Source organism: Pseudomonas sp. AF03-9, from assembly GCF_020515815.1.
Lineage (GTDB): Bacteria > Pseudomonadota > Gammaproteobacteria > Pseudomonadales > Pseudomonadaceae > Aquipseudomonas.
On record NZ_JAHPJF010000016.1, the window covers coordinates 154,078 to 166,315 of the forward strand.

Below are 12,238 nucleotides of genomic sequence, written 5' to 3' on the forward strand. Positions count from 1 at the left end.
ATGCCCGAACCCGACATCATAGTGGTCGGCGCCGGTATCGTCGGCGTCGCCTGTGCCCTGCAACTGGCGCGTCAGGGCCAGCGTGTGGTGGTGGTCGACCAGCAGGCACCGGGCATGGGCGCCTCGTGGGGCAACGCCGGCCACTTGGCGACCGAGCAAGTCTTCCCGATTGCCGACGTGTCGATCCTCAAGCGCCTGCCCGCGATGTTGCTGGACCCCATGGGCCCGCTGCGCCTGGACTGGAAATACCTGCCCCGCGCGCTGCCGTGGTTTATCCGCCTGCTGCTCAACCTGCGTCCGGCCAGCTACCGGCGCACCGTGGCGGGCATCCGCGCGCTGAACGAAGGCAGCCTGGGCGCCTGGCAGCGTTTGTTGCAGAGCATCGAACGCCCAGGGTTGTTGCATGAAAATGGCTCGTTGCTGGTATTTGAACGCGCCGAATCCCAAGCCGCCCTCGACGCGCTGCAACAGCGTATGCAACAGCAAGGCGTACCTGTGCAGGCGTGGACCGGCAGTGCCATACGCGAGGCTGCGCCGCAGTTGAGCGAGGGTATACGCGGCGGCTTGTTTTTCCCGGCGACCGGGCACTTTGTAGACCCTTATCGGGTGGTGTGCGAGTTGGTGGAGGCGGCCAAGGCCAGCGGTGTGACGTTTCTCCAGCAGCGTGTAATGGATGCCCGCCTTGAAGGCGCAGGCGTCGCGCTGCTGACCGACCAGGGCAAGCTGACGGCGCGCCAGGTGTTGATCGCCTGCGGTGCGCATTCGGCCAAACTGACCGCGGCCTTGACCGGAAAACACGTCCCGCTGGACACCGAGCGTGGCTATCACCTGATGCTGCCCCAGGAAGCGCAGCGCCTGCCGTTTGCGGTCACCTCGCTGGAACGCAAATTCATCATGACGCCGATGGCGGGCGGCTTGCGCCTGGCCGGCACGGTGGAATTCGCCGGGCTTGATCGCCCCGCGAACATGCAGCGCGCCTGGCAGTTGCATCGGTTGACTGACGGGTTGTTCCGCCAGCCACTGAGCGTGACGGATGCCACGCCGTGGATGGGTTTTCGGCCTTCGCTGCCGGATTCTCTACCGATTATTGATCGGGTGTGTGAGGGCAAAGTGCTGCTTGCGTTTGGGCATCAGCATTTGGGGCTGACGCAGGCGGCGGTGACGGCGGAGTGGATGGTGAAGCTGTGGAAAGGTGACTCAGCGCAGTGTGGGGCTTACCGGTTGGGGCGGTTCTGAGGGGGATGTATTACCTGATGCATCGCTTTCGCGGGCAAGCCCGCTCCCACAGTTGATTGGTGTTGCTGGGCTGTCAGCGCTCGGCTGGAGATCGCCCAGACACTGCTGGTCCTCTGTGGTGTCGAGCTTTAGCGAGGCTGCGAAGGCGGCGGTACCGTTGGTAAAGACATTTCCCTTCAACCATGGAAACTGCAACATCTGCTCTACTTGACCAGCCGCTTCTCCTTGGACGGGCGGTAGCCAAAGTAGGAGCTGTAGCACTTGCTGAAGTGGCTCGGCGATACAAACCCGCACGCCACCAACACTTCCACCTGGGACAACTCCGTGTGCTGCAGCAACCGCCGCGCCTCGGTGACGCGCAGTTCCATGTAGTAGCGCTGCGGCGTGGTGCCCAGTTGTTCCTTGAACAGGCGCTCCAGCTGGCGTCGCGAACGACCGGCGTAGACCGCCAACTGGTCGAGTTCCAGGGGCTCTTCGAGGTTGGCGTCCATCAGCTTGACCACCTCGCGCAACGGTGCGCTGACGCTGATGTTTTCAGTCGGCTTGATGCGCCGGTAGCGTGACTCTTCAAACGCCAGGATGTCCTCGATACCTTCGACCAGCGCTTTGCCGTGCAGGCTTTTGATCCAGTCCAGGGCCATGTGGAAGGCCCCCGAAGGGCTGGACGCGGTGAGCCGGTCGCGGTCGATCACAAAGGGTTCGCTGGTGACCTGCGCCGCTTTCGACACTTCCGCCAACGCGGGACGGTGCTCGGGGTGGATGGCGCAGTGATAGCCCTGCAGCAATCCCGCGCGGCCAAGGAACCACGAGCCATTCCACAGTCCCGCCAGACCCACCCCGTGTTCGGCAGCCGTGCGCAACACGTGGATGAAGTCCTCGCCAGCCTTGAGTTCGGTGCGAAAGCCACCGCAGATAACCAACAATTCCAGGTCGTGCAACGCCGCCACATCCAGGCGCGCATCCGGGCGGATCACCAGGCCCAGGTCGCTGATCACTTCGCCGTCGCCCCAGCCAAAGGTGCGTGAGGCAAACAAGTCGGGGCGCAGCAGGTTGGCGGTGACCAGGGTGTCGAGGGTCTGGGTGAAGGCCGGCAGGGAAAAATGTTCGAGCAGCAAAAAACCGACGCGGGTGACCGGCGACGGCTGTTGGGAGGGGTCATTCAGGTAGCGCAGGTTCTTGCCTTTCATGCCACCGCTGAACTGGCGTCTTTCCATCGAGGGTTAGCCCACTTTTATTGTTGATGCAGTGGGCGCCATCTTAGAGGATTGGCGCACCAAAACGGCGAAATCGTGGCATCCAGTGATCCAGGATCTGCGCGGACGCCAGGATAGGCTGCGCGCGGCCGATCAGCAATCGGCGCGGTACATACAACGATTTAAACAGCCGGTTTATGCCTGATCTTGAGAAAACCGCCTGCCCGCAAAACCCGAGGCCGAGCGCTCGCAAGTGCATCTGATACGGTTTTTTCTTTGCTATCTGCCTCTGTATCGAAAGCGCCTGCGAAGAGACAATGGCGCCACTCCCGACACCCTTGTCGAGCACGGCAGGACTCTTCCTGACGCCCCCTTCCCTTCGGAGGCCTTATGACCAAGATGGCAATTTTCCTGTTCGGCTTTTTAGTGCTGACCATCGGCATCGGCCTGTTGGCGACTATATCGCCGGTCTAATGCGCTCAGCTGGCAAACAGCATCGGGTACAACGACAGCACCAGCAGCCCGGCCATTGACCCGTTGAACACCCGCAACAGGCGCGGCTCGCGCAACACATTGCGCAGCCCGCTGCCGCAGACGACCCAGACGCACACACTGGGCAGGTTGACCACGGCAAACACCAGGGCAATCACCAGCACGTTGGTGACATAGCCCTCCGCTGGCGTGTAGGTGGTGATCGCGCCCAGCGCCATGATCCACGCCTTGGGATTGACCCACTGAAACGCCGCGGCGCCGAGAAAAGTCATAGGCTTGCCGTGCTCGTCATTGCTTTCGGACATGCCGCCGGACGTCGCAATCTTCCACGCCAGGTACAACAGGTACGCCGCGCCCACATAGCGCAGCAACGTGTACGCCCACGGCAACACCTTGAACACTTCCCCCAGCCCCAGGCCGACCGCGATCACCAGCAACATGAAGCCAATACTGATCCCCAGCGCATGGGGCATCGAGCGACGAAAGCCGAAGTTCACCCCCGACGCCAACAACATGGTGTTGTTGGGGCCGGGTGTAATCGAAGACACAAAGGCGAACAGCACAAAGGCTGACAGCAGGCTGGTAGACATGAACATGACAGAGCATCCAGGCGCGGGGTGACAGGCCTGTGACAGTAGAGGTTTGCAGCGCCGACCGCCCCGTACAGCTGGGGGTGGATCGGGGAATACACTTTGGTCACATGAAAAAGGGAGCAAGCCATGACAGCTTGCTCCCTTGACTGGCTACTTAACGCGGACCACCACCACCCCCAAAACCTGGGCCACCATGCCCACCACCTTGACCGTGCCCACCACCACCACCACCACCACCACCACCACCTGGTGGTGGCATGAACATCCAGCAACCCGATAACGTGGACAACAAGGCGACCACGACGGCGGCCTTGGTCAGGTAATTCAACTTCATGACAACACTCTCACTTGGCAATATTTGTTTCGCGAGTGTTATGACAACCGCAAGTCGAGGGCGTCACGGCTATCGTGTAACGCGTTGGTAGGGTTTGTATTTGAATGAATACAGGTGGTTCAGGGCTCCCTGTTCGGGGGTGGCTATGTTGCGGCGATAGAGCTTTATCCAAGGCAATAAAAAACCCCGTAGACGCTAATCTACGGGGTTTTCAAGAGTGGAGGCCGAGGTCGGAATCGAACCGGCGTAGGTGGATTTGCAATCCACTGCATAACCATTTTGCTACTCGGCCTCAAACGATCAATGCCCTGAACACTGGCACTCACCGCATGCAAACTTGAGTGGGCTAATGAAGCCTGCCTCTACTCTAACTCATTGAATACATTGAAGTTTTTAATGCTTCGTTGCGTTCGATGGGCGCCATTATGTACGTATTTACCAAAGCGTGCAACCCCTTGATTTCAAAAATATTTCGCAGCGCTATCAAGGGGTTGCGCGCCTGCCCTACTCCTGGATCAGTTGTTGCCGGTACTGCGGGTCGGCCTTGATCTGAGCGTCGGTGAACGGCAGCGGGCTGAGTTTTTTCTGCGAGAAAGCCTGGGTCTGGTCCTTGGCGTACGTGGATGCAGGGTCGCTGGACAGGGAGAACGCGAGCAAGCCCTGGGCATGGGGGCCGGTGTCGTCGAAGGTGACGATTTGCAGGTAGCTGCTGCCACTGACCACTTCCCGTTTGCCATCGGCGCGCGGCACGGTTTGCATGGCGTTGTAGATGCCCAGCACCTGGGGGCCGCCGTGGATCGGGGTCTGCCCGCTGACTTGCACATCGCCCCAGCGGCTGTTGGCCGTCAAACCGAGCTTGGCCACGTCGGCGGTGGACGCCAGCATCGCTTCGCGCAGCGCCGTGGCGACGGGTGCACGCTCGATGGCCACGCCGCGGGGCGTGGTCAACGGCTGCGTCGGGTCAAAGGCGACGCGCCAGGCGTCGGGGATCTGCTGCAGGTGTTCCATCAGGTTGATGAAGTGCACCAGGCCCACGCCGCTGTCGAGGTTGGCGTGCTGGTCCCAGTTTTTCAAGCTGGTGCACAGCGGCTGCAAGGCCACGGCATCGGCGCCCAGGTGTTTGGCGCAAAATGCCATCAGGTCGGGCATCACCTGGCCGGCCAGGTACACCTCATTGTCCATCACCATATGTTGCAGGTCAGCGACGCCGATGGGCTTGCTCTCCAGCGATTGCAGGCGTTGCACGGCGAAACGCGCACGCGGGCCGAGGCCGATGTGGTCCTGGCTGATCACTGGCGAAAAGCCGCTCAACGGCGCCTTGGGGTTGGCCAGCCAGGCCGAGTCATTGGAGTGCTGCACATAGTCGCTGCGTTCCAGTTGCGGCAGTTGATCGGCGGCGAAGATCCCGGCCTGGGCTGCACGCGGGTCGATGTCCCAGGCGCAGGCGCTGTGGGCACCGTCGAGCACGATCAGTTGCAGGCCGGCACGCGGATCGCTGCATTGGGCGAGCTTGGCCTGGCTGACGTTGGGTACTACCGACAGGTTCATGTACAGGCTCTGACCCTGGTCGTCCGCCGCCACCGTGTTGACCCACGGGATACCCTGCAGGGTATGCACCGAGGTTTGCAGTTCCTTGAGATTGGCGGCGCGGTTCATCGCGTACCACTGTTGCAGCACGCGATCATTGCCGAGGTTGGCATCACGCAGGCTAAAGGCGTGGTGCTGGTCCCAATCAAGCTTGCCGGGCCATTGCACCACCGGGCCGAACTGGGAACTGTAAAGCGTCTGGGACACGGCCTTAAGGCTGCCATCGGCCTGCCTGGCCTGCACGGTTACCGTCGTTTTATCCAGCGCGACCGATTTGCCATCCAGCAAATAGCGCGTCGAATCCTTGGGGTCCAGGGTCAGGCGATACAGGGTGAAGTGCTTGGACGTGTCGACCGTATGGGTCCAGGCCAGGTGCTGGTTGAAACCGATATTGATCAACGGCAGGCCGGGCAATGCTGCGCCCATCACGTCCAGTTGTCCGGGGATGGTCAGGTGCATCTCATAAAAACGCATGCCACCCACCCACGGAAAGTGCGGGTTGGCCAACAACATGCCGCGGCCATTGAACGAACGGTCACGGCCGACCGCTACCGCGTTGCTGCCACGGTCCAGGGCAAAGCGTTGTTGATTGGCGGCGACCCGCTCAAAGCCCAGGGCACGGGTCTGAATCCCGGCGGTCACGGCAGGCGGCGTGGCACCCGCCAACGCTTCGGCAAACTGCCCCACCCCACCTTCGACCAGCAAACGCCGGGTGAGCTTCACCACGTCTTGCGCGGTGATCGCCCGCACCCACGCCGCCTGGCACTGGGCCGGCGCACCGTGCTCTTTCAGATAACGGTTGTAGCCCGCCACGTACCCCTCGACCCGCTGCCGGATCTGCGGGGTTTGTGCGTTCCAGAAGGCCGCGACGGCCTCTGGCGTGTTCAGCCAGGTGAAAAACACATCGCTGGCCAGGTTGTTGCGTTCCTCCAGCGTCGCCTGGTCCGGGCCGAAGAAGCGTGACCGCTCGCCGTTCACCGTGACCACTTCGTTGGCCAGCAGGCACAGGTTGTCCTGGGCATACGCATAACCGATGCCGTAGCCCAGGCCACGTTCATCATTGGCACGGATATGGGGCACGCCGTACCCGGTACGCCGGATCTCTGCCGACGCCGGCGTCACCGCCTCCCGTGCCGATGCCGCCAGGCTCAACCCCAGCAACACCCCTGCCACACATACCCTGGACAACCCGTTGGACATAATCACGCCGACTCCACAGTCAAATTGAACACCCTCGCAAGGGGTAGTTACCCCACCGTAAGGACGCAAAAAACCCGTGACAATTTAGGCGACAACGAGGTTTATCGAAGAAGGCCGTAGTGTGACAAAAGCGATACCGACAAAATTTCTACATCTGGAACTTCATGATTTCTGTCGCTCGTACGTCTTATTAACCAAGAGCGCTCATTTTCCTGATCAGGCTCTGATAAGGAGTTTTATTGCATGTACAACTCGCAACTGCCCACGGATGGACATTCACCCGCCGCCGATGCCTCGTTCGGCCGCGGCGGCCAAGCGTTCGGCAAGGCGCCCGAACAGCACGGCAACCAGCGTATCCGCCACTTGCTCAAATATTTTGGCCTGCGTACCAGCCTGATCCGGCTGAAGGTCATCGACGCCCTGCTCACCGCTGCCGACAACCAGCGCACCCTCGGGGTACGCGGCGTGCACAGCCATTTGCTGGAGTTGGGCATTCCGCTGTCTTTTCTCAGCGTGCGTGAAGTGCTCAAGCGCCTATGCAGCGAGGGCGTGATCACCCTCAATGCGGACAAGAGCTACAGCCTCCATGAAGAGGCTGCCAAAGTACTCGAAGGCCGCGCCTGACTCAGAAGTTGGGCTTGACCTTGCGGCGCATGATGCCGTTGATCACCACCACGGTGACGGCCACGCCGATCGCGATGTACTGGAACGTCTTCTCGCTGATCACCCCAGTGTTCTGCAAGTAGGACAGGCCAAACATCGTCCCCAGCACCACCAGGGAAATCAGAATCGAATATTTCAAGCGTTGCTTTTGAGTCATGACAGTTCCTGAATCTTGAGAATGTATCCGCGGTGTATCACCACACATGCCCACTCGCGGGCATAGGCCGCAGTTAGCAGGACACCATGTTACAGGCGATGACAGGCTTTGGCATATCGGCTGCCTGATTGATGCACCTGAGAGCCCTTCAGCCTGCGCCCCCGCATCAAACATTCGAAACGCCTTCTGACCGTTTGCGCGGAACCGTCCTCCCTCCTGCACTCACCTAGCTAGAGCCCATCACGGAAAGAAGCTACACACTCCAATCCCACGGATGTTTGGGCACTACGCCATTGAGTCATCCACATGATCCTCTTTCCCCTCTCTCCGTACAGTCCGGGTGTTATGACGAACGCCGCAGCGTCAGCCCACCAACCGAACCGTGCACAGTCTCCCGTCCGCCACGCCGATACACCGACCCACATTCCGCCCGCAGAAGGCTTTAAAATCGCAGCCGCCGACCAGGAGAACCTGCGCCAACTGGCCAACCACATCCGTGGTATTGCGCTGCTGTGGACCGATTCAACCTCCGCGCAAACCATATCCAGTGCGTTGCACAATTGGACGATGCCGATTGCCCCCGACTCGTCCTATCCCGACAAACCGCTTTCCAACCCCAGCGTGGCGCAAGTCATCACCCGCCTGGGCTTCCAACTCCCGACCAGTCTGGCGCAGGCCATTGCCCTGCGAGACAGTTTGGATCAAAAAGCGCTGGCCCCCTTGGTAGGCAATGCCGGCGGCGGCCTGTCCTGGCCCGTGCCGCTGGATGCCGCCCAACAACAGGCGATCAGCGACACGATAGACCGCAACAGCGCCGGGCTTGCGGGCCTGCCCCTGGCCGACCGACGCAAAGGGGCGCTGGATTACTTGCTGGAGCAGACGCCGCTCTCCAGCCAGGAGCTGCAGGACCCGCACAACGCGATCGAAAAACTGCTCAAGTCACCAAGGGCCGAGGCGCTGGGCCTCGCGATCCAGACAAAGTTGGGGGGTATTGCCACCCCTGACAGCCTGTCCGAATACGTGCTGAGCGCTATCCAACTGGGGCTCGATCGCGAGTCTGTCCGCCAGCCCGACAGGACCCGCGTGGCCGGTTTCGACTGGGCACAAGAGCAACACTGGGGCAAGCCGGTCTCGAGCGTGCTTGAAGGCCTGAAAAACCACCTCGTTGCCACCGGCAAAGCCACCCCTGCCACGGCACCGTTGGCCGCACACCTGTTGCTCAGCCGCGTTGCGCCGGCATTTCTGGTCAAGGACATCCCCGATCAGATCGTATACGGCAGCCAAGCCCACGCCACGTTCTGCATGGCGGTGGCAAAGGTGGAGCAAGAAGCGCTTGGCGCGTCGGCAAAGATGACCTACGCGCAGGTCATGCAGCGCGCCGATCAAATTCCCGGGCCCGCCCCCGAGCATGCGCTGCAAGCGAACTTGATCGAGTGGGGAATAGTCAGCGGCGTGTTGCAAAAATCAGTCGATGGCGTTTACACCCCGCAGCAACTGGAGAGGGTCAGGGCCGCCTTCGATGACCAGCAAAACCAGCGCCTGGCCGCCAGTGAGTCAATCAATACCGACCTCCCCACGCGCAAAGGGGTCGCGCTGGCAAAGCTGAAGCAAGCGTTTCCCGAAATGGACCCGGCACTGTTTGAAAAACCGCTCCTGCAACTGGACGAAGCATACAAGCATGGCCCACAGCCACTTTATGACCCCAACCGGCGGCCCGTAGGCCTGTATTTTTCAATGCTCGATGTGGCTATGGGGCAAAGCCCCCTGGGCAAATGGAAGACCTCCGATAAGCGCATCCCGCTCGAAAAGTTCAACAATAGCCCGGCACGCAGTTCGTTCCAGGCGTTCGACAGCGAGTTCACCAAGGCCATCGACACGCGCAAAAGTGCGATTGCCACCACGGTACGCCACCTGATTTCACAACTGCCACTGGAAGACCGCAAGCGACTGGAGACGGGAAACATCAGGTTTTTCCACGAGTCCACCTACGACGGCAACAAGGTGACAGCCAAAAACCTGGTGCTGAGTTTCAAGGTCGAGCAAGAGGGCCAACGCTCGATTTACCAGTTGGACATCCAGAACCTCAAGATCACGCGCAAAGACAACTACATCGACTTGAAAGAGGTGACGTGGCAAGACGGCAACCGGCGAATCCGGCAAACCGAGTTCAAACCCAAAGCCGGCGGTGACGTCGCGCAAGCTGAACGCCCCTCGACAGGACCTGCACTGCCTGACAGTTTTTCCAGCGCCCGCAGCCACCTCATCGCCAATGCCTTTGTCGAGCACCTTGACTACGACAACCCCGCAATCAAACAGGAAGCGATGGGCACAACCCCCCACGAGCGGCAACTACAGGCACAAGACAACGCGCGCGAGTTCTTTCTGAACCTGATCCCGTTCAGGTCCGCGATCGTCAACTTTTCCCAGGGCAATATCGCCGACGGCGCATTGGATCTGGGCCTGGACCTCTTCAGTTTCTTGACCGCCGGTGCGGGCACTGTGGGCAAGTTAGGCAAGTTGGGGTCCGCCGCCGTGTCTGCCGGTACGAAATATATCAAGGGCGCGAAGGTGATCGGGGCCGCGGCCATCGGCGCCCTCAACCCGCTGGATGGCATGGGCGACCTGCTGATAGGTGCCGCACGAATAACCGGTAAAAGCGGCAAGCAGTTGTTCAAGGGCGCGCAAGCGCTGGGCAATGCCACCGGAGCATTGGCCGAAAAAACCATGAGCACACTCAAAGGCGCAAACGGCAGTTACGATTTGATCAAGGCCAGCCAGGCCCATGGCGCGGCCTCAATCGGCACGTTCAAGTCGGCCGACCGAACCATTGAAACCGTCGCGATTCACCGCAACGACAACTGGTACGCCTATGACCCAGTAAAAAACCAACCCTACGGCGGGCCGATCCAGGACTTCCAGCCCTCGTACACACTGGCGCCGTCGCCCGTCGCCTCTCCCCCATCGCGCAAACACCGCGTCACGCCGTACAGCTTCAGCCAACGCCCGCCGCGTGCCAGGAAGCCGTTACCTGTCGGGGAATACGCCACCGCCATGAAAGGCAAGCTGGAACCTGATCACTTCAAGCCCGATACCAAGTTCGAAACGATGAAAAAGTTCGTCGAGGAGCTGTTTGACCATTACGCCAAGATCGGCACCAACATGCCCCCGCGCCCGCCTATTCCAATGGTCACCAAGCCGATACCGCCGGCTGAGCTGCTCTCGCAAGCACTCAAGACCTCGAACGGCGTGGTACTGGGCGAACTGCATCACGAAATGGCCAGCTTCAAGACGCTGTTCGATAATGCGCAAACGTTGAAAAAAGAGGGCGTCAAGCGCGTGTATATGGAAGGGCTGCTGTCTCGGCCGAATTTTCCCGACGGCCTTCAGGATGACGGTATCAGCATGCTCGGACGCACAGGCAAGCCGCGTACATCGCCAAGCTTCAAGGAACTCAAGGCCAAGTTGGAGGCCAACGGCATCGAGATCGTGCCACTCGACCACTATTACCTCACCCGGCACAAGGATGTTAAGGCACTTTACGGCCCCACCCAGACCGGCTTCGGCTCTGAACAACGGCTTCGAGAGTTCAACTATTACGCGACCAAAACCATCGAAGCCACGTCCAACGGCGAAAAATGGGTGGCCCTGGTAGGCATGTCGCACATGAAGACATCCGAAGCGGTGCCGGGGCTGGCCGAAATGACGGGCAGTACGGCGATCGGCGTGTTCAATAACGTCAAACCCATGCCAAGCATGGGCTACGCCGCGAAGGTTCCAGCCCCTGACCCGAGCAAGCCGTTGGGCCACAAGGACTATCCAGGCGACTTGCGCATATTCGTGTAGCCGCCAGCGGCGCCGGAGTCATCGCCTCAGTCCAAGGCCTGGAGTGGCGCATAGCTCCACCAGCCAATCCACAAACACGCGTACCCGCAGCGACAGCTGGCGGTGCGGCGGATACAGCGCCGTCAGTGCCATTGCGGGTACCGTCAACCGGGGTAACACCTCGACCAGCCGCCCCTCGGCCAATTGGCGCAGGGCATGGTAATGCGGGGCCTGGATCAAGCCATACCCGGCCTCACATGCCGCAAAGTAACCGTCGGCGCTGTTAACCGAGACGCTCTTGGCCAGATTGATCGGGCGCAACTCGGTCCCCACTTCAAATTCCAGGCCATAGCGCTTGCCAGTGGTGCTCGATACGTACTCGACCATCTGGTGATGCATCAGGTCTTCAACGCACTCGGGCACGCCCATGCGCGCCAGATAAGCGGGGCTGGCCAGGGTTACCTGCTCGAGCATCGCCAAGGGCCGCGCCACCAGCGACTCATCCAGCGCCGGGCCACCGCGCAGCACACAGTCCACACCTTCACGGATCAGATCCACCGGGCGATCATTCAGGCCGATTTCCAGTTCGATACGCGGGTAGCGCGCCGTGAACGTCGGCAACGCGGGAATCACGATGCAGCGCCCAATGCCCGACGGCATGTCCACGTTCAAGGTGCCGCGTGGGTCTTGCCGACGGGTGGAAAATACCGCCTCGGTCTCCTCCAGGTCGGCCAGCAAACGCACGCAACGCTGGTAATACGCAGCGCCGTCCAGCGTGGGGCTGACCTGGCGCGTGGTGCGTTGCAACAGTTGCACCCCCAGATACGCCTCCAATTGCTTGATCAGCACCGTCACCGAAGCGCGCGGCATTTGCAGGCTGTCTGCGGCCTTGGCGAAGCCGCCCAGTTCGACAATCCGGGTAAACACGCGCATTGCATTAAAACGGTCCAAACCTGGGCCC

Annotated in this window: 9 protein-coding genes, 1 tRNA gene and 1 pseudogene; 3 read left to right on the plus strand and 8 right to left on the minus strand. The window is 60.8% G+C overall.

Going from position 1 to position 12,238, the window contains the following annotated elements; translation table 11 throughout:
* Window positions 1-1,236, plus strand: coding sequence for an NAD(P)/FAD-dependent oxidoreductase (locus tag LIY36_RS20670; protein WP_226456909.1), 1,236 nt, complete (start codon window positions 1-3; stop codon window positions 1,234-1,236).
* A gap of 203 nt (window positions 1,237-1,439) precedes the next feature.
* Here the strand turns inward: LIY36_RS20670 and LIY36_RS20675 are convergent, their stop codons facing one another.
* The 6 genes and pseudogenes from LIY36_RS20675 to pvdQ all read right to left on the minus strand — a co-directional run bounded on the left by LIY36_RS20675 (window position 1,440) and on the right by pvdQ (window position 6,641).
* Window positions 1,440-2,423 (minus strand): GlxA family transcriptional regulator, encoded by a 984-nt coding sequence (locus LIY36_RS20675; RefSeq protein WP_192300540.1) that lies wholly within the window; start codon window positions 2,421-2,423, stop codon window positions 1,440-1,442.
* Window positions 2,424-2,493: 70 nt separating this feature from the next.
* Window positions 2,494-2,604 (minus strand): annotated as a pseudogene (locus LIY36_RS20680) (signal peptidase I); the annotation flags it as partial.
* Window positions 2,605-2,908: 304 nt separating this feature from the next.
* Complete coding sequence (locus LIY36_RS20685; RefSeq protein WP_192300436.1) at window positions 2,909-3,517, minus strand: LysE family translocator; 609 nt, start codon at window positions 3,515-3,517, stop codon at window positions 2,909-2,911.
* A 151-nt stretch (window positions 3,518-3,668) separates the two neighbouring features.
* Complete coding sequence (locus tag LIY36_RS20690) at window positions 3,669-3,848, minus strand: hypothetical protein (protein WP_192300437.1); 180 nt, start codon at window positions 3,846-3,848, stop codon at window positions 3,669-3,671.
* Window positions 3,849-4,066: 218 nt separating this feature from the next.
* Window positions 4,067-4,140, minus strand: a tRNA-Cys gene (locus tag LIY36_RS20695).
* A 212-nt stretch (window positions 4,141-4,352) separates the two neighbouring features.
* Window positions 4,353-6,641 (minus strand): bifunctional acylase PvdQ, encoded by a 2,289-nt coding sequence (gene pvdQ / locus LIY36_RS20700; RefSeq protein ID WP_226456910.1) that lies wholly within the window; start codon window positions 6,639-6,641, stop codon window positions 4,353-4,355.
* 237 nt (window positions 6,642-6,878) lie between these two features.
* Between pvdQ and LIY36_RS20705 the strand changes: the two genes are divergently transcribed.
* The gene (locus LIY36_RS20705) at window positions 6,879-7,259 is read left to right on the plus strand and encodes a fe2+ zn2+ uptake regulation protein (protein WP_192300439.1); all 381 of its coding nucleotides are present in this window, start codon (window positions 6,879-6,881) and stop codon (window positions 7,257-7,259) included.
* Between the two features lies 1 nt (window position 7,260).
* Here LIY36_RS20705 and LIY36_RS20710 read toward each other — a convergent pair whose 3' ends face one another.
* Entirely contained in the window at window positions 7,261-7,455 is a 195-nt protein-coding gene (locus LIY36_RS20710; protein WP_192300440.1) for a hypothetical protein, read from the minus strand.
* Between the two features lie 345 nt (window positions 7,456-7,800).
* Here LIY36_RS20710 and LIY36_RS20715 point away from each other — a divergent pair, with 345 nt between their 5' ends.
* Complete coding sequence (locus LIY36_RS20715; protein ID WP_226456911.1) at window positions 7,801-11,298, plus strand: membrane-targeted effector domain-containing toxin; 3,498 nt, start codon at window positions 7,801-7,803, stop codon at window positions 11,296-11,298.
* Window positions 11,299-11,316: 18 nt separating this feature from the next.
* On the opposite strand, the gene LIY36_RS20720 is transcribed toward LIY36_RS20715, so the two are convergent.
* A complete protein-coding gene (locus tag LIY36_RS20720) occupies window positions 11,317-12,228 on the minus strand; it encodes a LysR family transcriptional regulator (RefSeq protein WP_226456912.1) in 912 nt (303 codons plus the stop codon).
* Between the last annotated feature and the right edge of the window lie 10 nt (window positions 12,229-12,238).